Source organism: Flagellimonas sp. L-11 (assembly GCF_056857735.1).
This window is the reverse complement of the sequence record NZ_JBSXNR010000035.1, coordinates 1-20,776: the sequence shown is the minus strand read 5'-3', so window position 1 is coordinate 20,776 and position 20,776 is coordinate 1. Positions and strand designations below refer to the sequence as shown.

Annotated in this window: 18 protein-coding genes; 12 read left to right on the top strand and 6 right to left on the bottom strand. The window is 40.5% G+C overall.

The window, feature by feature from the left end; all coding sequences use genetic code 11:
• Positions 1-164: 164 nt before the first annotated feature.
• Positions 165-629 carry a nucleoside deaminase gene (locus AC13CC_RS04815; RefSeq protein WP_482875647.1) on the bottom strand — a complete coding sequence of 155 codons (465 nt, stop codon included), beginning with the start codon at positions 627-629 and terminating at the stop codon, positions 165-167.
• A gap of 230 nt (positions 630-859) precedes the next feature.
• Between AC13CC_RS04815 and AC13CC_RS04810 the strand changes: the two genes are divergently transcribed.
• The 5 genes from AC13CC_RS04810 (at position 860) to AC13CC_RS04790 (ending at position 6,337) form a co-directional block, all read left to right on the top strand.
• The gene (locus AC13CC_RS04810) at positions 860-1,603 is read left to right on the top strand and encodes a DUF2268 domain-containing putative Zn-dependent protease (RefSeq protein ID WP_482875646.1); all 744 of its coding nucleotides are present in this window, start codon (positions 860-862) and stop codon (positions 1,601-1,603) included.
• Between the two features lie 44 nt (positions 1,604-1,647).
• On the top strand, positions 1,648-2,613 hold the full coding sequence (locus AC13CC_RS04805) for an MBL fold metallo-hydrolase (RefSeq protein ID WP_482875645.1): 966 nt from the start codon (positions 1,648-1,650) through the stop codon (positions 2,611-2,613).
• 250 nt (positions 2,614-2,863) lie between these two features.
• A complete protein-coding gene (locus tag AC13CC_RS04800; RefSeq protein ID WP_482875644.1) occupies positions 2,864-4,360 on the top strand; it encodes an alpha/beta hydrolase-fold protein in 1,497 nt (498 codons plus the stop codon).
• A gap of 112 nt (positions 4,361-4,472) precedes the next feature.
• Positions 4,473-4,664 carry a hypothetical protein gene (locus AC13CC_RS04795; protein ID WP_482875643.1) on the top strand — a complete coding sequence of 64 codons (192 nt, stop codon included), beginning with the start codon at positions 4,473-4,475 and terminating at the stop codon, positions 4,662-4,664.
• A 416-nt stretch (positions 4,665-5,080) separates the two neighbouring features.
• Positions 5,081-6,337: a site-specific integrase gene (locus tag AC13CC_RS04790; protein WP_482875642.1), complete on the top strand. Its 1,257-nt coding sequence runs from the start codon at positions 5,081-5,083 to the stop codon at positions 6,335-6,337.
• 44 nt (positions 6,338-6,381) lie between these two features.
• Here the strand turns inward: AC13CC_RS04790 and AC13CC_RS04785 are convergent, their stop codons facing one another.
• From AC13CC_RS04785 to AC13CC_RS04775, 3 genes are read right to left on the bottom strand one after another with little or no spacing between them, the layout of a single operon-like run.
• Positions 6,382-7,389 (bottom strand): type II toxin-antitoxin system HipA family toxin, encoded by a 1,008-nt coding sequence (locus AC13CC_RS04785; protein WP_482875641.1) that lies wholly within the window; start codon positions 7,387-7,389, stop codon positions 6,382-6,384.
• Complete coding sequence (locus tag AC13CC_RS04780; RefSeq protein ID WP_326278570.1) at positions 7,386-7,721, bottom strand: HipA N-terminal domain-containing protein; 336 nt, start codon at positions 7,719-7,721, stop codon at positions 7,386-7,388. Before AC13CC_RS04780 ends, AC13CC_RS04785 begins: the two co-directional genes overlap by 4 nt.
• A gap of 3 nt (positions 7,722-7,724) precedes the next feature.
• On the bottom strand, positions 7,725-7,937 hold the full coding sequence (locus AC13CC_RS04775) for a helix-turn-helix domain-containing protein (protein WP_326278571.1): 213 nt from the start codon (positions 7,935-7,937) through the stop codon (positions 7,725-7,727).
• Positions 7,938-8,194: 257 nt separating this feature from the next.
• Here AC13CC_RS04775 and AC13CC_RS04770 point away from each other — a divergent pair, with 257 nt between their 5' ends.
• The 7 genes from AC13CC_RS04770 (at position 8,195) to AC13CC_RS04740 (ending at position 18,199) form a co-directional block, all read left to right on the top strand.
• Positions 8,195-8,485 (top strand): helix-turn-helix domain-containing protein, encoded by a 291-nt coding sequence (locus AC13CC_RS04770; protein WP_326278572.1) that lies wholly within the window; start codon positions 8,195-8,197, stop codon positions 8,483-8,485.
• 366 nt (positions 8,486-8,851) lie between these two features.
• A complete protein-coding gene (locus tag AC13CC_RS04765) occupies positions 8,852-9,283 on the top strand; it encodes a hypothetical protein (protein WP_482875640.1) in 432 nt (143 codons plus the stop codon).
• 82 nt (positions 9,284-9,365) lie between these two features.
• On the top strand, positions 9,366-10,550 hold the full coding sequence (locus AC13CC_RS04760) for a TolC family protein (protein WP_482875639.1): 1,185 nt from the start codon (positions 9,366-9,368) through the stop codon (positions 10,548-10,550).
• A gap of 64 nt (positions 10,551-10,614) precedes the next feature.
• Positions 10,615-10,866: a hypothetical protein gene (locus tag AC13CC_RS04755; protein WP_482875638.1), complete on the top strand. Its 252-nt coding sequence runs from the start codon at positions 10,615-10,617 to the stop codon at positions 10,864-10,866.
• A gap of 12 nt (positions 10,867-10,878) precedes the next feature.
• Entirely contained in the window at positions 10,879-12,384 is a 1,506-nt protein-coding gene (locus AC13CC_RS04750; RefSeq protein ID WP_326278576.1) for an efflux RND transporter periplasmic adaptor subunit, read from the top strand.
• Between the two features lie 12 nt (positions 12,385-12,396).
• A complete protein-coding gene (locus tag AC13CC_RS04745; protein ID WP_482875637.1) occupies positions 12,397-15,486 on the top strand; it encodes an efflux RND transporter permease subunit in 3,090 nt (1,029 codons plus the stop codon).
• A gap of 337 nt (positions 15,487-15,823) precedes the next feature.
• Positions 15,824-18,199, top strand: coding sequence for a nitric-oxide reductase large subunit (locus AC13CC_RS04740; RefSeq protein WP_482875636.1), 2,376 nt, complete (start codon positions 15,824-15,826; stop codon positions 18,197-18,199).
• 190 nt (positions 18,200-18,389) lie between these two features.
• Here AC13CC_RS04740 and istB read toward each other — a convergent pair whose 3' ends face one another.
• The gene (gene istB / locus AC13CC_RS04735) at positions 18,390-19,145 is read right to left on the bottom strand and encodes an IS21-like element helper ATPase IstB (protein WP_482875573.1); all 756 of its coding nucleotides are present in this window, start codon (positions 19,143-19,145) and stop codon (positions 18,390-18,392) included.
• 7 nt (positions 19,146-19,152) lie between these two features.
• Entirely contained in the window at positions 19,153-20,676 is a 1,524-nt protein-coding gene (gene istA, locus AC13CC_RS04730) for an IS21 family transposase (protein ID WP_482875572.1), read from the bottom strand.
• Positions 20,677-20,776 lie beyond the last annotated feature (100 nt).

The window sequence follows — 20,776 nt, the reverse complement described above, 5'->3', positions numbered from 1 at the left end:
TCCCGATTTGAACTGCTTCAGGAAATCGTCGTTGAACAATTCTTCTTTCTTCATAATGTGCAAATATTTAAAATTAGACAAAAAATTAGCGGGGGCATGCCCCCGCTAATTTTCTATTTACACACTTTATGAGATAGTCCTGCTTTAAAAAACCAAATTGAAGCTTAATTCATTTTATGCATCTTTAAAATATCATTTTCTAACATCGGGCCAACGACTTTTACTTCACGGCCTCCTTTACTAAATACCTCTCTCGAACCAAGCTCAAACACCCAATTAGGATTTTCCCTGCCTAAGCTTTCATAAAAAGTTTTTTTACTTAACCCGAAAACCAATTTTCCTATACCACTCCAATAGATTGCAGATGAACACATGGCACATGGCTCATCACTGGTATAAATAACACAGGAATTAAGAAAATTATAATCATAAATTTTACACGCCTCTCTAATTAAGTTTATTTCGGCGTGTGCCAAACAATCATTATCAGTATTAATGGTGTTTTCTCCCTTCAGTAAGACCCTACCATCTTTATCTGTTAAAATACATCCGTAAGGCAAATTCCCTTTTTCCTTCGATTGTTTAGCTACTTTAATTGCTTCCTTAATTCCGTTCTTATATAGAAACATAATTTCATTTGTTTATCTCTACATCTTTCTTGTATTTCAAAACTAATCAACCACCCAACCTTATATATCTCTTCTTTTTTTACTATCAGTTCTGGATGCAAAGTGAATAGTATTAGATTTTTTATAAAAGGACAATTGTCCTTTTGTAAAAATTTTAAAAGAATGTTTTTTGCTCTCGGTAATACACGGAACAACAAATATTTACCTCAAACAATCGTAACCTTTTTAAAATGAATTTATTTAAAACACCACTTTTAATTACTGCTGCATTATGTATGGTAGCTTGTGGCTCTAAAACTAAGAAACAAACAAAATCAGCCAAAGTTAATGTTGTATTTCAGGAAGGATCTTCATCATTTACTGATAATGAGAAAGCTTTCATTAGTAATGTAATAGAAACTTCAGAAAATAAAATTAGGAAGCTCCTTCCAAAGCTACCAACGCATATTGAGGTAGTTGTTGAAACTGTTAATCGTAATCTCGGGAAAGTGGGCGGAGTAACAGGTAGAACCGAAACGAATTCGCCTCCTGTGGTCATTTTCGAGGTATCTAACAACTATAAGGGTGGAATCGTAGATTCTCTGAAAACGGCTCTCCGGTCTACCGCGTTTCATGAGTTCCATCATTTATCTAGAGGTTGGGCTATCCAGGATAACAAATTTAGTTACGGTATTCCAAACGCCATGGTCAACGAAGGACTGGCTATTGTTTTTTCAGAAATTTATTCCGGTAATATCGAGGAAATAAACTCATATCCCAAGGAAGCCGATAGCTGGGTGAAGGAAATAATTGCTCTGCCACAGCGATCCAGCTATTCTGACTGGGTTATGGGAGAACATCCAGATGGCAGAACATACATTGCCTACCGGGCGGGAAATTTTCTAATAAGAAAAGCAATGGCTAAATCGGGGAAAAGTATTCTGGAGTTAAGCGATCTTTCGCCTGACGAGATTATAAAATTATCAGGATATTAATACCGAAAATTCTACTCGTCAAAAGTCATAAATATTAGAAAATTATGTATCTAGAGAAAAAAAACACAAACCATATTAAAAGCATCTTACTTGCAGTTATCTTAACTGCAATGCTCTCAATTAATTGCCGATCTAAAGATATCTCAAATGACTTTTCTGCAATTAAAGTCAGTAAAAATGTTTACAGTATTGTTTCACCCAATATTGGTTTACCCACACCCGAAAACAAGGGATGGAATTCTAATGTGCATTTTGTGGTTACCGAAAAGGGGGTCCTGCTTTTTGATACCGGCTCATCCCAGCTAATAGGTGAAAACATCAAAAAAGCCATTCAATCGGTTACAGAGCTTCCCGTTCGTTGGATTGTGAACTCTCATAGCCACGCCGATCATTGGCTGGGAAACGCTGCTTTTATAAATTCAGCGGAAGAAATTATCACTACCGAATTAGCATTAGCAAACATGAAAAAGTATGGAAAAGATGATTTGGAATTCTATTCGAAAATAACGGAAGGCACTATAGGTCCCACTAAACTTTTTTACCCAAACTCGATATTGGCCCATTCTCTAAAACGCAACTTTGGAGGCGTTGACATTACTTTTATTTTTTCGAAAAGTGCCCATTCTCCTGGCGATATTCTAATGTGGCTACCACAGCAGAAAATTATTTTTGGCGGAGATGTTTTGAGCTCTTCCAGAATGCCGATCATTACGGACCACAGCGATATGGAGGCATGGATAGAGAACCTGAATTACATAGATGAGTTAAACCCAACCATCGTTTTAACTGGCCACGGTCATGCCACCACAAAAGTTTCTGTCATGCGTGATTCTGAATTTTTATTGAGTATTTTGAAACAGATAAAAACAGGTTGTGAAAACAGAACTTCACTTGATGAAATTCAGTTCAGTATAAGAACTCAAATGAGACCCGCTTACCAAGGTTTATATGAAAATTTTGATGCTGATATTGATCAATATGTAGAACAGCTTTGCAGGCTTCCAAAATAAACAATAAAATCATAGATTTAAATGCCGTCACAGTTCAAAAAATTTATTAAAAAAAAGGATGGAGCTATTGTGGAAAGTGAATTACAAATGACACTTTTTAAATATAGAGACGGTTAAATTTCTCGTATTGTAGAATACTGGTAACCCAGATTTCTTCTTAGATATTTGGGAGAAGTTCCTATTAAATTAATAACCTATAAATTCACGCTTAGTATATTCAAATAAGTAAGCGTTCATAAAAATTAATTAAATGTATAAAGGCATCATTGTAATAGTTTTTTTCCTGATTGGAATGCTTCAGGGAAATTCACAGAATAAAGAAAAGATTTTTATAGGTACGAAACACAACCTTCATTCTGAAATTTTAAATGAGGAAAGGGAGTACTGGGTTAGCCTGCCTGATTCTTATAACAGCGAAGGTTCTTCCTATAAAAATTATCCGGTTCTTATTGTTTTGGATGGTAATGTGCATTTTAAGCCTATTTCAGGGATGGTAAGTTTTATGGCCGGAAACGGGGAAATTCCTGAAATGATTGTGGTCGCGATTCAAAATGTTGACCGAAGAAGGGACTTTACTCCGGACAAGATCATTACAGTACGCAAAAATAATTCTGGTGGTGGGGAAAAATTTCTAGGTTTTCTTGAAGAAGAACTCATACCAGCCCTCGATAAGGAATACAGGACTGAACCCTATCGAATACTTTTCGGGCATTCTCTTGGAGGTTTGCTTGCCGCTCATACGTACATGAAAGACAAAACGCTTTTTAACGCTTTTATTGCTGTAGACCCCAGTTTTGGGACCTGGAACGCTGAAACTATGGACAAGAAACTAGAGGCTGCCACCCAGAACTCTTTTAAAAGATTCCTTTACATAGCCACTGCAAATTGGGGTAAAAGAAATATCAGAAATCGGGATAGGCACGTGAGATTTTATGAGTCATTGAATAGTAAATGTGAAGGTGACTTTCCTGCAAAAATGGATTACTTTGAAAATAAAAATCATAGTACTGTCCCACTTGTTGCCTTTTACAATGGAATTTCTTCCATATTTGAAGGCTATGGAGTGTCTTATCGGGATATAAACACTGTAACACAGCTGGAGCAACAATTTCAGACAATTTCGCAACGGCTTTCCTGGGATTTTAAACCACTTGAAACTCTTGTAAACCGAATAGGATATAGGTTCTTAAGAAGTAGAAATGAGAAAGAGAGATCAAAGGCATTGGAATTTTTTATATTGAATACGAATTACTATCCAAATTCACCCAATGCTTTTGATAGTTTAGGTGAGGCATACGAGAACCTTGGGGACGATAAAAATGCAAATATTAATTATCAAAAATCTATTCAACTCAACTCGGAAAATGGACATACTACAATGGAAACAAATAGTTCAAAAGAAAATGTAAATTCCTCCATCAAATCCGGCTTTTGGCAATCTGCTGGTAAAAACCCATTTTGGATAAATGTAGTAGGCAATGATGTTTATTGGCTTGGAATGAATAATCCAGTCGATAATAAAAGTTTTGGCGAAAACTGGTGTCATGTTGGAAACGGAAAAATAATTGGAGATAAAATAGAATTATCATGGTCTGACATCCCTGCCGGAAAGGATAAATTATATGGAAATATTACAATAGATATAATTGACGATACACACATTAAAGTAATTCAGGATTCTGGTAATTTTGGGAAATCAGAGTGGAAATGGATTGCTTCCAGCAGAACATTTGCAGAATTGAATTAATACTACTCTCTAAAATTTTAAAAATGTCAGGAAAAAAAATTCCGACGTGATTAAATTCTTCCTTTTCCTTCCTTTTTACCCTTAAATACCTGGTACCACAAAGTTAGAGAACATGAAAGCAGCTGCCATAGGCTTGACCACTGAGGATATGAAATTTTTGGAAGATGGATTGGCTCAAATTAACATCAAATGGCATAACCTCCCTTTCCATCGGTCATGGGAGCTTATGCAAATGCACTATACAAAGCTACAGGCAGAATATATTATCATCAGCCATTTATTACCGACAAACCGCCATTGGTAGGCTAGATAAATTGAAATTTTTTGTTCTAAAATTAAGTATTACCTTTAGTATGCAAAACATCCATAAGTTTTGCCACTGAATGTACTGTTTTAATTACAGTTTAGGGTTCGGTTAATCAGTTTTAGAGCACAGTATAAGGTGTTGATTGTGAGTTTTTTGTAAATACATCTTTCTTCCAGTCATCCCGACGAAATGGGTTTTAAAGCAACCCAACAAAAAGTCAATCGAATGATTTTCAAAGAATTACATTTTTTTTGAATTCATTTGATTGGCTTTAAAACCAAAACAAAAGTTACCTATTCGGTTACCTTTTTTCGACCAATTTTTTTCACTACTTTGGTAACTCTTTAACATTTGACTTTCACTTCGATTTGACTTTCGACAACAAATCGAGTATTCATCTAAAGTGAGAGTCTATGGGCACTTCAAGAACTTTTAGCATTCTTATTTGGCTCAATTTGGCCAAGGAAAAAGATGGTTTTGCACCAATTTATGCACGGATAACCGTTGATGGAAAGCGTGCTGAGATCAGTTTAAAACGACAAACATCGGTTACCTTTTGGGACCCCAAAGCCAGTAAAACCGTTGCAAGGACCCCTGAAGGTAGGCAATTGAACGAGTATTTGGATGAGGTGCATGCCAAGTTATTGGCCTGTCACAAGCAGTTGTCCTCTGATTTTGAATTGGTTACGGCACAATCCATAAAAGCGAGGTTCGTCGGGGTGGATTCCAAACATAAAACCTTGCTTCAATTGGTCGCTTATCACAACCAGAATATGGATGGGACATTACGGCCAGGTACCCTTAAAAATTATTTCACAACAGAGAATTATCTCAAGAATTTTTTGTTGAAGCACCAAAGGACCGGGGATATCTATCTCCGACACATCAGATATAGCTTCATAATCGATTTTGAGCAATTTTTACGCAAAGGGCCTTCATTGCAGAGCTCGAACCGGTTGAACAATAACGGGGTGATGAAGCATCTTTCGCGGCTTAAAAAAATGATGAACCTTGCCTTGGATCTGGAATGGGTCGATAAGAACCCATTCGCCCGGTACAAATTGAAGTTACACAAACACAAAAGTGAATTTTTGGAGAAGCATGAACTTGAACTCTTGAAAAATGCTTTTGTTCCTGAAGAAGGTCATCGAATCGTCAGGGATGTCTTTGTCTTCTCATGCTATACCGGCTTATCCTATAGTGATGTCAAAAAGTTGAAAAAGGGCAATGTGGTGCGAGGCATTGACGGCAGGTTTTGGTTGTTCCTGAAACGGACAAAGACCAATTACCCGCTCAGGATTCCCCTTTTGGAAGAGGCCATGCTGATTATGGAAAGATATAGGGATGCACCAGGAAAAGCAAAGGATGCCCTTTTGCCCGTATTTGTAAACCAAAAAATGAACAGCTATATCAAGGAGGTTACAAAAAAGATCGGGGTCGATAAAAACCTGACCTTTCATTCCGCCAGGCATACTTTTGCCACAACGGTTACCCTTTCCAATGGGGTTCCCATAGCCACGGTATCAAAGCTTTTGGGGCACACCAAGATCACAACGACCCAGGTCTATGCACGGGTATTGGAGGATAAGATCAGCGCCGATATGGAGGGACTTCGTTCGGTACTCAGAAATAATTCTGAAAGCGATAGTGGTTTTGCGTCGGGATGGTAGGTATTCCAATTGACCAATCGATAGGTTCATGGGCATAGTTACCGTCACGTTTTGTTGAGCTGCCCACAGCGAAACAAATACTCCTTTAGATAAAAAGCCTTGGTCTCCTGGTTAAGGAAAGATCGTTGAATCAATGTTTCTACAAGGTCTTGCCGTTGGCGGAAAGGCTTCAAAAGTCTCACCATGCGTGACTCCATAATGCCCAATCTTCTACCGAATTCTTGGAAATCATGAAGACCGGCGCGTCCGTTGGCCTTGACCTCATCCGATTCAAAAACATCCTTGAACAATCCGCCTTCCAATGCAAAATCCCTATCATTTACGTGGATCCTTGTATTTATCAGATCATAGGATGGGCTTAGGGTGTAATCAGCATTCGGGGTTTCGAGCAACGAAAAGTTTTTCAAATGGGCATCTCCATTGGAGAAGAGATAATTGAATACCACCAATTGGAAAAACTTTTCCAATTCGATTCTGTAGGCGGGAACATAGTCCTTGATCAGCTCTCCAATTTCCTCGTAGTTGTAGTTATATTTGTATTCATCACCGTCCTTTTCGGAAGTTTTACCCGCCAATGAGGCAAAATCCTCCAAACCCAGTTTGGTGCCATCTGCTTTTACATCAAAACGTTTCGTTATATAGGCAGGTTCACCATTACTGAAAAATAGCAATGCATTCTCGGCGGTATGTAGCCCAAAGACCTGTCGGGCAATCTGCATGGTCAAATGTTCATTGGCCGGTATCTGGTCGACCTTTTTCAAATCCCTGGGGATAGGTTTCAGGATGTAAGTGCCCTGTTCCCCTTCCTCGGTCAAACGCAGTTTATTTTTTTCAAGGACCATGGAGAGTTTTTCCTGGACCCCGGAAATGGAAATTCGTTTGCGGTTTTCCTGGAACTTCTCTGCCACCTCCTCACTTTCCGCGGGAGGGTCATAGGGTAGGACATGGCTCACCTTTCTCCCTTCGAAGACACGGTTTAGGCAATTCTGGCTGTAGGTCGTGAAACCTTCGGCCAAAGTTCCTGGGCAGTATGCTATTTTGGGGATGCTCATGGTTTTTCGCTATGGATCTGTTTTACCGTTATGGCGCCTATGGTATCGTTCTTTGCCGTGGCCATCAATAGGCCAAAACTATCCCTTTCATCGATTCGCAACTGCCGGCATTGGAGTTGTTTGTTGACACCCTCTGAAAGCATATTGAAAAAGAAGGGAAAAAGGTGCTGGGAATGGTGGGTCTTTTTCGTTTTGGGCAATGTCAAGCTTATAGCCGGTTTGCCTTCATCCATGAACCACTTATCATCATAGCTAAACTCATAACTGTTTACGGAATGTTCGGTGAGCAATCCGGTGAGCTCTCCGTTTCTATAGACTTCTGCAATCCTCATTTATCAGAATTTAGGTTTTCGCACATCAATGCTCAATTCCATCCCAAGTACATCCATGAGCTTGTTCAACGTTTCAAGGGTTGGGTTCGACTTTCCATTTTCAATGGCTTTCAGTGTACGCAGTCCCATACCGGAAAGTTCCGCCAAATCTCTTTGTGTGATGGCAAGTATTTCCCTTCGGTTTTTTATGGTCTTTCCTAACTTTTCAGGGTGCATTATATTGCTCTTTTTAATGTAAAGATAATATATTTCATGACTAAAACAACAGAAAGTGTATTATAATGCACTTTTGTATAAAACAATAACATGCAAGTTTAAAAAAGCAATAAAAAGTGCATTTTGATGCACTTTTTTTAGATTGTTTATAGTATTCTTCAAATACAGTCAATTCGAATCACTTTGTTTCTATAATTAATAAATTATGTTGCTTAAAAACTACAAAAAGGATATTATTGTTGTTAATAAGCAACAAAATGAAGTTGAAAAAGGTAATCTTATTGCCCAAGGATCAGAGGCTATTTCATCAAATCGGTGAAAATATTAAGCTCGCACGGAAACGTAGGAAATTTACAACCAACCAAGTTTCTGAGCGAGCCGGAATTCATCGCGCTACGCTTTACCGAATAGAAAAAGGGGATTCTTCGGTTGCCATTGGTTTGTACTATAGTGTTTTTAAGGTTTTGAATTTGCAAGATGATTTTCACAAACTCGGGACCGACGATGTTCTTGGTAGAAAACTGCAAGACCTAGATTTACTGAAGTAGCTAAGTTTACGTAAAAGTTGGATGGTCAATTAAGGCATAACAAATGCTATCTACAATGTCCGCCGATACAGGAAGGAGTTGTTCTTGTTGATTCCTATCCCAATCGGGTATCAACACTTAATTTCTATGTCAAGCTTAACGGATATCATTAAGTGTTAAGCGCTCAAAGATTTTTCGGAAAAGGGACTACCTTTGGATTTGTGCTATGGATTGAGACTTATAAACGATGTATTTGTTGATATCTTTGAGGTAGAGTCGAAAAAGAACGGGCTGAACTTTGTGTAAATCCAAAACATTGACCTTTAGCGTTTGGCTTTTATTCAATAAACGAATTGAAAGGGCGACAATTTTGCTAACTTTGGTGCAATGACAAGAAAAAAGGGCATAGCATACATATTCCTGGGCATCATCAGCATGTTGATGTTTCACAAGGTATTGCCCCATGTTCATCATATTCACCTTGAAGCATCTTCCCATAATGAAGTGGCCCATACCCATGGTCATGAACATCATCATGGAGAACATAGGGACAACCAGTCTCAAGAAGGGCTTTTCGACTGGTTTTTGGATATGCATATCCATACCAATATCACTAATGATCTCTTGGTATTGGATTCAACTTCTGTTGAAAAGGTTGTAGCCAAAAAAGACCTCGTAAAAACTGATTTTAACTTTTCCCACAACAAACATCATTGTAAAGATGTTGATGAAATTGTAGAGTGGGATCAGCCACCTGATAAGGAACTCAAAGCCTATTTATCCAGTTATTCTCTCCGGGGCCCACCAGCTTTAGGTTAATCAAGAAGGCAAACTGATTCTTTTTTAGTAATTGAATCAGGGTGTTCGTTTCTCAATTTTGATAAACCTAAACAAAATCATTATGAAATTTAAATTCGTATGCGCTCTTTGCGTATACCTGTTCTTCGGTAAAGTGTTTTCACAATCCACTGAGATGGAGAAAGTACTAAGCCAAATAGAACAGAACAATAAAGCGTTGAAGGCCTATCAATCGTATATCAATGGGCAGCAACTGTTGAATAAAAGTGGCAACAATTTACCGAATCCAGAAGTTCTTGGGTATTATTTACCGTTTGGTGAACACCAATCGGACGATTATTCAGAATTTGAAGTATCACAATCCTTTGAGTTTCCCACAGTGTATTTGGCACGCAATAAATGGAACAAGCTTCAAGAGGATCAATTGGAAGCGATGTATACCAAAAAGCGTCAAGAAATATTGTTGAATGCGAAGAAGGGTTTGATCAATCTGAACATGCTTCGAAAAAGGCTGGAGATTGAAGAGGTCCGGAAAACCCAAAGTCAAGAGGTTTTCCAACAAATCCAGGAATTGTACAATAAGGAACAGGTTGGAATTTTGGACCTCAACAAGGCTAAAGTAGCTTGGATACAGGAACAGTTTGTTGTGGAACAGATACAAGCAGATATACAAAACCAACTGACCGAATTGCAAACGCTAAATGGTGGCCAATCCATTGAAATGAATGATTTGCAGTTGGACAGTCCTGTCCAATTACAAAGCATTGAGACAATTTGGAGTGAAAAACTGGCCAATGACCCAAGATTGACTGAACTCCAAGCCAATGAAGCTTCTGCTTTCCAGAACGTCAAACTGGAAAAGAACAAAGTCCTTCCTAATTTCTCATTGGGATATAACTACCAAGGTGTGAATGGCAATGATTATTCTGGGGTATTTGGCGGTTTGTCCATTCCCTTATGGAACAGTAAAAACAAAGTCAAGGCGGCGAAGGCCGACTTTGAGTATCAGCAAACCAATTCAGAAGTAACAAGGGCATTAATGTATTCACAATTTCAACAAGAATACAACCAGTACCTTTTGTTGTTCAACAAATACACCGAATACCGAGAAACCCTATCCAACCTAGATAGCGAAGCACTTTTATTTAAAGCCTATAGTCTGGGGGAATATTCCTTTTTGGAATATTATATGGAAGTTCAGTTTTATCGGGATGCAACCGATAGGATGTTGGAAATGGAAAAACAATTACAGCAATTACAAGCACAATTATTAATACATCAATTGTAACACCTTAAAAAACAAAAAGATGAAATCAAAGATTCACGAACACTTTAAAACAAATAAACTCATCGTGAGTAAAACAGTATCAAAAATTTTAATGGCATCAATGGTAATCATTGCAATAGGAATTACAGGATGTCGCGACACCAAAAAAGAAGAAGCTAAAGACGACCATGGACATACCCATGGGGAAGGTGCAGACCATACGCACGAACAGGAAGAAGTTAAACAGGAGGAATTTACAATGGATAAGGACTCCGTACAAACTGAAGAGGAGGGTACTCACACTCACGAGGACGGAGAAACACACCACGATCACTAAACTTTAATCAAAATGAAAAAGTATTTAATAATTGTGCTTGCCTTAATTGCAACAGCTTGTAAACAAAATAACGAAGAAGACCACGCACATAATCCAGATGGCAGCCATGTAGGGGATGAAACGCCTCGTTTGGATTATACCATTTGGACAGATGACACCGAATTGTTTGTGGAGTTCCCGGCATTGATTGTTGGACAACCGAGCAAGTTCGCCGCACATTTTACTGTATTGGACAAACATCAGCCAATACGGGAAGGTTCGGTTACGGTAAGTTTGGTCAAAGGTGAAAAAGGAATACGGTCAACTGCTGACGCACCCTCGTCACCGGGTATATTTTCTCCACTTCTTCAGCCCACAGGATCTGGGGAACATCAATTGATTTTTGATCTTACCACCCCGCAATACACTGATAAAATCGTAATCGAGGATATTATGGTCTATGCCAGTTTGGACGAAGCCAAAGAAGCTTTGGGTGAAGCGGGAGAGGATGGATCCATTTCATTTTTGAAAGAACAGGCTTGGAAAACAGCTTTCCAAACTGAACCTGTAACAAAAGGTGAAATATATGATGTTATCAAAACCTCTGGGGTTTGGCAACCAGCTCAAGGGGCATTAAAAACAATGGTGGCAACGGCCAACGGAACCGTCAACTTTTCATCATCCAATCTTACCGAAGGCATGGAGGTAAAACAAGGACAGTTGCTATTAAACGTGAGCAGTCAAGGATTGGCATCCAATAATTTAAGTGCCGAGGTGGCCAAAGCAAAGGCTAATTATGATCAGGCAGCATCGGAATACAACAGAAAAAAGGAACTCTACGAGAGCAAGATCATTCCAAAGGCTGCATTTGAAAAAGTGGAAAGTAATTATGCCATAGCAAAAGCAGAATATCAATCCATTGCTTCGGGAGTGTCGGGAGACAGTAAACAGATTCGAGCACCTTTTAATGGTTTCATAAGATCTGTAAATGTGGCCAATGGTGATTATGTAGAGCAGGGAGCTGTATTGATCAGTGTGGCAACAGAGGATTCAAAAGTGTTGAAATCGCAGATTGCACCCACCTATGGTTTGACCATGGAAAATATCAAAGGTTTATGGTATCAAACGGAAACTGGTGATTGGAAAAACATTTCAGATTCAGATGGTGAAATCCTATCCATTTCAAAAGATGTGGAAATGGAGAGTCCATTGATTTCAGTATTTGCCAGAGTGAACGACATTATTGCAGTTCCAGACGGTAGTTTAACCCAAGTACAGATTGCAATGGGAGATGGTAAACAAACCACAATTGTTCCCGAATCGGCCTTACTGGAAGATTACGGTAACTATTCGGTTATGGTGCAACTTTCGGGAGAAAGCTTTGAACGGAGATCAATTACCATAGGTAAACGCAATGGTGAAAATGTAGAGGTCTTAAAAGGTTTGGAAGCTGGTGATGTTGTGGTAACCACAGGTGCGTATCAGGTAAAAATGGCTTCCATGTCAGGAACAACCCCTGCACATGGCCATGAACATTAAAAAGCAAAAATTATGTTGACTAAAATATTAAATAGTTCCCTACATAATCGTTTGCTGATTTTGTTGGGAGCCGTAGTGTTGAGTGTATTGGGAGTGTACTATGCAAAAACAATGAATGTTGATGTATTCCCAGACCTCACAGCACCTACGGTAACCATTCTTACCGAAGCCCATGGCATGGAATCGGAAGAAGTGGAAAAACTGGTGACCTATCAATTGGAAACCGCCCTGAACGGTTCGCCCAATGTAAGACGTATTCGCTCCTCATCGGCAGCGGGTATTTCCATTGTCTGGGTGGAATTTGAATGGGGAACGGATATATATCGCGCGCGCCAAATTGTAAGCGAACGCATCCCGATGGTTCGTGAAAATCTGCCTGAAGGTATCGGCGCACCAACTATGGCACCTATTTCATCCATCATGGGAGAAATCATGTTATTGGGTGTCACCTCCGATAGTTTGTCACCTATGGAATTACGTACCCTATCCGACTGGACGATTCGCCCACGCATCAAGGCAATAGGAGGAATCGCCAATGTGGTGGTTATTGGTGGCGAGTACAAACAATACCAAGTATTTGCCAATCCCGAAAAGCTGAAGCACTACAACGTGAGCTTGTCAGAACTGGTAGAGCACGTTAAGGAAGCCAATGTAAATGCTCCTGGTGGTATAGTGAATCAGTACGGCAATCAATACATCATTAAAGGAAGTGGCAGGGCCTATGCATTGGAAGATTTACAGGAAGCTGTTGTAAAACAGATCAACGGTCAGACCATTAAAATAAAAGATGTGGCTACGGTACAGATCGGCGCATCGGACAAGATTGGTGATGGTTCATTGAACGGGAAGGAATCTGTGATTTTGACCATTTCAAAACAACCCGATGTCAATACGTTAAAATTGACGGAACAATTGGATGAGGCTATTGCAGATTTGCAGAAAACCCTGCCAAAAGGGGTAGAAATCAAAAGCCAGATTTTCAGACAATCCGATTTTATTGAAGCTTCCATAAGCAATCTAAATTCGACCTTATTGGAAGGTGCATTTTTCGTGGTCATTGTACTGTTCATTTTCTTAATGAACTGGCGTACCACGGTAATTTCTTTGTTAGCAATTCCCATTTCCCTGTTGGTGTCCATCATCGTTTTAAAATTCATGGGATATACCATTAACACCATGAGTTTGGGAGGTATGGCCATTGCCATTGGGGCATTGGTGGATGATGCTATTATTGATGTGGAAAACGTTTATAAACGTTTGCGTGAAAACAGTCGTTTACCAAAAGAAGCACAACAATCGGTAATTACCGTAGTACGTGATGCTTCCGTGGAAATTCGAAGTTCCATCATCATAGCGACCTTGATCATAATTGTTTCGTTCGTGCCTCTGTTCTTTTTGAGTGGAATGGAAGGTAGATTATTACAACCGCTCGGGATTGCTTTTGTAACATCTGTATTAACTTCCTTGATTGTTGCAGTTACAGTAACCCCTGTGCTATGTTCGTATTTGCTGAACAACGAAAAGCTGTTGAACAAGCAAGCCGAGGGCACAAAAGTGGAACAATGGCTTCAAAAACGTTATGCAAACACACTCGACAAGGTGATCAAGTTCCCAAAGACGGTGATAGGTGTAACTGTGATTGCTTTTGTTTTGAGTTTGGCATTGGCAACCCAATTGGGAAGGAGTTTTTTGCCTGAGTTCAATGAAGGTTCATTGGTGATCAGTGCGGTTGGTCCTCCCGGTATGTCTTTGGAAGAAAGTAATAAGGCAGGGAAGCAAATAGAAAACTTGTTGTTGGAAATGCCCGAAGTTGAAGTGGTGACCCGCAGAACTGGCCGAGCGGAACTGGACGAACACGCACAAGGGGTCAATGCTGCCGAAATTGATGTGCCATTTATATTGGATGGTAAAACCAAAGAAACGTTTTTCGAGGAAGTCCGTACCAAATTGAGTGTGGTGCCCGGGGTTAACATTACCCTTGGGCAGCCTATTGCACACCGTATAGACCATATGCTATCGGGAACGCGTGCCAATATTGCGATCAAAATTTTTGGCTCTGACTTACAACGTTTGTTTGAATTGGGAAAACAGGTGGAGCAAAACATCAAATCCATTGATGGATTGGCAGACGTGGCGGTTGACCAGCAAATAGAAGTTCCCCAAATTCGGATCAAACCCAAACGCCAAATCTTGGCGGCATACGGAATGACAGTTGGCGATCTGATGGAACAAGTGGACATTGCCTTTGCAGGTGAGGAAGTAGGCGAAATCTATGAAGGCCAACAATATTTTGATTTGGTGGTACGCTACGAAAAACCCTTTCGTGATAATATTGAGAGCTTCAAAAATACGTTGGTAAGCCTTCCTAATGGCGGACATACAGTGTTGGGTGAATTGGCGACCATAGGATCTGTAAGCAGCCCAAATACTATCAGTCGAGAAGATGTCCAGCGTAAGATTGTTATTGCCGCCAATGTACAGGGCAGGGATCTTCGAAGTGCTGTAAACGAGATTGAAGACGTGGTCAACAGTACCATTAACTTTCCTGAAGGGTATCGTGTACAATACGGCGGACAGTTTGAAAGTGAATCCAAAGCATCTCAATTGTTATTGGTCACTGCATTTTTGGCCATTGGCATTATATTCTTATTGCTGTATTACGAGTTCAAAAATGTAAAATTGGCCTTTGTGGTGCTCATCAATTTGCCTCTGTCATTGATAGGGGGTATTTTAATCGTGTACTTCACATCTGGAATCGTAAGTATTGCAGCAACCATTGGATTTATAAGCTTGTTCGGTATTGCCACCCGAAATGGTATTCTTTTGGTATCTCGATACGAAGATTTGCGGCGAGAAGGAAAAACAGGGATGAACCTCATTAAAACTGGGGCATTGGATCGGTTAAACCCTATTCTAATGACAGCCTTTACCACAGGATTGGCCTTGATTCCTTTGGCCTTGAAAGGTGGACAACCAGGTAGTGAGATTCAAAGCCCCATGGCTGTGGTCATTTTGGGAGGTTTGTTTTCTGCAACTATTTTGAACCTATTGGTGATCCCCTGTGTGTATGGGTTAACGGTAAAGCAAGAATTAAAGCAATGAGAACAGTCACCTAGAGATTGTCAACCAAAAACCAAAAGCCCCTGAAAAGGGGCTTTTTAAGATGTTTTAATCGAAACAACAGGGATTGCTGTCCACTGTCCATTCAGAAAATCACTGATACTTCAAACACCCCAATGAAGTCCTCAATTTCTTTTTGGAGTGTTGGCCTTGAACCAAGGGTATCATTTAAACATGGCTCAGGGTATAGTAAAATATATAAAGGTCATTTAATATTTAATTAAATAAAATTGCTTTTCTTTGATAGTACAGATTCAATCTTGAACCATTCTTATCGAATGAGAGAGAGGAGATACTTAACTAACCAAAAACTTTAGGTGTGCACAAAATAAAGAACAAAGTAACGGTCACTGGCAAAAAGGGTTTAAAAAAGAATATTGATTATTGGATGGACACCAAAAATTGGTGGGCCCCATTGTTGTTCATATTGATCATAAGTCTGGCAGGAGTAGGCATGATCGGGTTTCAAACCTACAACGATGCACCACCGATGACCGGCTTCCAAACCCAGGATGGTGCATTGCTGATCAGTAAGACCGACATAGAAAAAGGACAAATCGTCTTTCATAAGTATGCCCTTATGGAATATGGCTCTTTCTTTGGGGATGGGGCACAACGTGGCCCCGATTTTACCGCTGAGGCCCTGCACCAGATAAGCGTTCACGTCAATACATATTATCAAGAGCAATTTGAGGCCCAAAACGGTAGGGCCGCAAATGATAATGAACAGAAAGTGATTGCCGAAAAGGTGAAACAGGAACTCAAGAATAATGGTTATGACAGTGCTGCGGATATTGTTGTTTTGAATGATGCCTATGTGTATGCCCTGGAAAAGGTGCGGGATTATTATCAAAATGTTTTCTTGGATACTTCCAGTGAAAGTTCCTTTCCTTTGAAGAACTACATTACAGACAAGGAAGAGATCCTCAGTCTTTCCAATTTCTTTTTTTGGGGAGCATGGGTCTGTGTCACCGAAAGACCAGGAGAAAGTTTTAGCTATACCCATAATTGGCCCTACGATGCCGAGGCAGGCAATACCCCAACCTCTCCAGTAGTTTTGTGGAGTGTGCTGGGGTTGTTGGCCTTTGTGCTTGTTTGTGGTATTGTACTGTACTTCATAGGCCAGTACAATCAATTGTCGAACAAATTTTTTAAACCAGCTAGCAAAGCATTGTTGACAGCCAGAAGTGTCAGGGATTTTGCGCCCACAAAAACCCAAAGGGCATCTTACAAGTTTTTCTTCGTGGCCATTATTTTGTTTTTTGTTCAGGTGTCCAGTGGTTTTGTGACCATCAATGAATTTGTGGATTACCTTGGTTTTTTTGGTGTTGAATTCTCGGAATCCTTCCCCATAACGGTTTCCAGAAGTTGGCATCTGATGCTCTCATTGTATTGGATATCGACCTGTTGGATCGCCTCTTCCATTTTCATCCTCCCGATTTTGGCCAAAAGGGAAGTGGAACATCAACTTCCCCTGATCAACCTGCTTTTCATGCTCTTGGTCGTTCTGGTGGCAGGCTCCTTGACAGGTATGGTCTTGGGCCCGATGGGAGTTTTGGGGGATTGGTGGCACGCTTTGGGACATCAAGGTTGGGAGTTTGTTGATTTCGGACAAGCTTTCCAAGTTCTGCTCATGCTTATTTTTGTGCTTTGGGGAATTGTGGTTTTCAGGGGCATGAGACCTGCTTTTGTAAAGGGTATGCCCTGGAACCTTCCCAATTGGATCATGTATTCGATAATAGGGATCCCCTTGTTGTTCATATCGGGTTTTGTGGCCCGCCCGGAAACCAATTTCGTTATTGCCGACTTTTGGCGATGGATGGTAGTGCACATGTGGGTAGAGGCTTTTTTTGAAGTATTCATCACGGTTATCGTTAGCTATTTAATGGTATTGATGGGGCTTGTGAGCAGAAATGCCGCCATAAGGGTCATCTATTTTGCCACCATTCTATTTTTGGGCACCGGCCTTTTGGGGATTTCCCACAATTTCTATTGGAATGCCAAACCCGTGGCCACAATGGCCCTGGGCAGTATATTTTCCACCCTACAATTCGTTCCCCTGATCTTATTGACCGTGGAGGCTTGGAGGTTCAAGAACATGCCACGAATTGCCCTTGAGGGAGTAAAGCCGAGCGAACTGGGCGATTTTGGGTTTCCAGAGGTGTTTTCGTTCTTGATAGCCGTGAACTTTTGGAACTTTTTCGGGGCAGGGGTATTGGGAATCATAATCAACCTGCCCATCATGAACTATTATGAGCATGGTACTTATCTGACCGTAAACCATGCCCATGCTGCTTTAATGGGAGTGTACGGGAATATTTCACTCGCTGCCATGTTGTTTGCTACAAAGTTGCTGTTCAAGCCAAAAAAATGGAGTAAGAAACTGGTAAAGGTGTCTTTTTGGTCCATTAACATAGGGTTGATGCTCATGGTACTTTTGGATCTTCTTCCCGCGGGCACCATCCAATTCAAGGCAGTGGTTGAAAATGGACTCTGGTTTGCCCGTTCCGAAGCATTTATAGGCGGAGGGGTGTTCCAATCCCTGACTTGGTTAAGGGGCATAGGTGCCTGTCTTTTTCTTTTTGGCGGGGTGATTCCCTTAATGTTGTTCATCGTATCCGGGGCAGTTTCCCTAAAACGTTCCCAGCCTTCGGATAAGAGTTTGATTCAAATAGCAAGACATGATTCTGTTTAAACATTTCAACTTTGATTCGGCCCATTTTTTGCCCAATGTACCCGATGTGTTTATTTCAACTGAAAAGTATACCACTATTTCATTTCAAAAGTATACCATTTTAAATTAATTAACAATGGTATCCCTGTTCCCTGGGGTACCCCAGGGAACAGGGATACCGGCGGCGCCCTGATACCATTTTTTCGATTTTTCATTTGTTCATCATTTGTTTGGTTTCTTTTAAGCGGTAAGATTCTCCGTTCATATTTATAAGGTAGGCTTTATGGGTGAGCCGGTCTACTAATGCTGCTGTTAATACGGGATCCCCAAAGATTTCCTCCCAGCGTTCAAAGCCGAGATTGGTGGTGATTATGGTTGATTTACGTCCGGCTCTTAAAGAGAGATGGTTGAACAGGAGTTCGGATCCTTCCTTATCAAAGGAGACGTAGCCAAATTCATCACAGATCACCAAATCATACTTCTCGAAGCGTGCCTCCAAGGTCTTTAAGCTACGCTGGGAATGAGATTCCCGTATTTGGGTTAATAGTTTATGAACCGTGGTAAATAATACTTTATAACCTTGCAAACAGGCTTTCAGGCCAAGACCTATGGCTATATGCGTTTTACCGGTACCAGGGTTCCCGGCCAATACGATATTCTGTCCGGATTCGATAAAATCAAGACGCTCCAGTAGCGGAAGCTTCTCCATGGCATTGGAGGGTAATTGGTCCCGCTTTAAGTCATTTAAATACATCTTTGAGGGGAAGTTCGCTTGTCGAATATGGGATTTCTTACGGTTCTCTACCCGTGCTTGATATTCACCTTCCATAAGTTGTAAAAGGAAGTTTTCATAGTCCAGACGCTGGGTGGCTGCCTCTTTTGCCAACACCATAAAATCCCTTCTAAATATGGGAAGCCGTAATTCTTTACTGTAGTCCACAATACGCTGGTTGATTGTCTTATCCATAATGTTTTTAATTTATGAGTGTTGATAATTGTTGAAGTTGTGATTTAGCCATCGCCGTAGTTTGGGTCCATTTAGGAGGTTCAACAGGATGCTGTTTGTTCCCTAAGAGGGCTGTTATTTTTTCTATGGTCAACTGCTTTACCGGGCTCTGGGTTAGCTGGGTTACTGCTTGTGCTAGCTTTTCATCCGTGATGGTATGTTGCCGGCAATAATCCAGTAGTTCAATAAAATCACGAGGCTCTCCCATAAAATGGGTATCATAAAGCGCTTTTAAATACCGGGAGCTGGCCAGCGCCATACTTCCTGCCAGAGCACCAGGTTTACGTTTAAAAGTATCGAGGTAGTGATCGATCTTAATAATCCAATCATGGAGGTTGTAACTTCTCGAGTGAGCGGCCACTTTGTGATTGTTATGGTAAAACCATAGCTGGTGGCTCATAATCTTAACCTGTAGAAATTCGCCTACTAAATGATCAGGTACTGAGTATCGGTTGGTTTTGTAACTTACCGTAGCGTATTTATCTACGCGAAGCTGAATCTGCTCCGAGCAAAGCAATTTTGTGGGCAGCGACAGTAGAGCGGCCCTTTCCTGACCAAGCAGTTCATTGGCCGTCTTTCCGGTGAGTTTCTGCTTGGTATTGTTAAGGGCTGTTGTTTTAGTATGCAACCAGGCGGTGGCCTCTTCCACATCAGTGAAGTGACATTTCACTGCGAAGCTTTTACGCCGGATATATTCCACGCTGCGTTCCACATGACCCTTTTCATTACCCCGATAGCTATTGCAAAAGCGATGACTGAACTGATAATGCCCGCGTAATTGCAACAGGGCCCCTGTAGGTTCTTTTTCGTGGGGGCCTATGAATTTGGATACTGCTACTCGCATATTATCATAGACCATTTCCTTATAAACCCCTTGCAAGTGTTCGAAAAAATTTACGTGGGACTCCATAAAGGCCAGGGTATCCTGACGCTGATAAATCGCTGCGTAACGATAATTACTGTAAGCCGCTGTAAAAACAGCCAGCTGGAAGCGGGTCAGCTTCCCGCCTATGTAGAGCTTAATTTCTCCCCAGTCAAATTCACAGACCGCTCCGGGAATATACTTCTGGCGTATATAAGCTTCCTTAGGTGATGGCTCCCCTTGTTTATTGCGTATATAATTGCAGACGGTAGTGTAACCAATAGCAATACCTTGCTCTTGTAACAGGCTATGGATATCACATTTTTTAAGCACTTGCTTTCGAAGTCCTTGACGCTTTTTCTCTTCATTAGCTGCCAAGAGCTCATCGATGAGCTGTTGTACTTCTATAGTAAGTTTTAATTTTTCACGTGGCTCCCGATGATACGTCGGAGGATCTGTTAAATACCCTGTGATGGCTTCCTGTGAAGCAAACCCAGACTCTAAACGAGCTTCAAATTGGGTAATATACTTCTTGACCGTCTTCCGACTGATCCCAAGCTCTTTGCTTATCGATCGCTGGCTTTTTCCTTCACGATGACTCTTTAATATTATTTCCTGTTTTGTATACATACTTATCATTTTCCGAACGTCTCTGATTGGACGTTCAAGTTGGTAATAAGTGGTATACTTTTAAATTGAAATGTGGGGTAGTTTTATATTAATATATACA

Coding starts and splice junctions, on each gene's coding strand:
- AC13CC_RS04815 (WP_482875647.1), bottom strand. CDS start 629: ATGTTTCTATATAAGAACGGAATTAAGGAAGCAATTAAAGTAGCTAAA.
- AC13CC_RS04810 (WP_482875646.1), top strand. CDS start 860: ATGAATTTATTTAAAACACCACTTTTAATTACTGCTGCATTATGTATG.
- AC13CC_RS04805 (WP_482875645.1), top strand. CDS start 1,648: ATGTATCTAGAGAAAAAAAACACAAACCATATTAAAAGCATCTTACTT.
- AC13CC_RS04800 (WP_482875644.1), top strand. CDS start 2,864: ATGTATAAAGGCATCATTGTAATAGTTTTTTTCCTGATTGGAATGCTT.
- AC13CC_RS04795 (WP_482875643.1), top strand. CDS start 4,473: ATGAAAGCAGCTGCCATAGGCTTGACCACTGAGGATATGAAATTTTTG.
- AC13CC_RS04790 (WP_482875642.1), top strand. CDS start 5,081: ATGGGCACTTCAAGAACTTTTAGCATTCTTATTTGGCTCAATTTGGCC.
- AC13CC_RS04785 (WP_482875641.1), bottom strand. CDS start 7,389: ATGAGCATCCCCAAAATAGCATACTGCCCAGGAACTTTGGCCGAAGGT.
- AC13CC_RS04780 (WP_326278570.1), bottom strand. CDS start 7,721: ATGAGGATTGCAGAAGTCTATAGAAACGGAGAGCTCACCGGATTGCTC.
- AC13CC_RS04775 (WP_326278571.1), bottom strand. CDS start 7,937: ATGCACCCTGAAAAGTTAGGAAAGACCATAAAAAACCGAAGGGAAATA.
- AC13CC_RS04770 (WP_326278572.1), top strand. CDS start 8,195: ATGAAGTTGAAAAAGGTAATCTTATTGCCCAAGGATCAGAGGCTATTT.
- AC13CC_RS04765 (WP_482875640.1), top strand. CDS start 8,852: ATGACAAGAAAAAAGGGCATAGCATACATATTCCTGGGCATCATCAGC.
- AC13CC_RS04760 (WP_482875639.1), top strand. CDS start 9,366: ATGAAATTTAAATTCGTATGCGCTCTTTGCGTATACCTGTTCTTCGGT.
- AC13CC_RS04750 (WP_326278576.1), top strand. CDS start 10,879: ATGAAAAAGTATTTAATAATTGTGCTTGCCTTAATTGCAACAGCTTGT.
- AC13CC_RS04745 (WP_482875637.1), top strand. CDS start 12,397: ATGTTGACTAAAATATTAAATAGTTCCCTACATAATCGTTTGCTGATT.
- istB (WP_482875573.1), bottom strand. CDS start 19,145: ATGGATAAGACAATCAACCAGCGTATTGTGGACTACAGTAAAGAATTA.
- istA (WP_482875572.1), bottom strand. CDS start 20,676: ATGTATACAAAACAGGAAATAATATTAAAGAGTCATCGTGAAGGAAAA.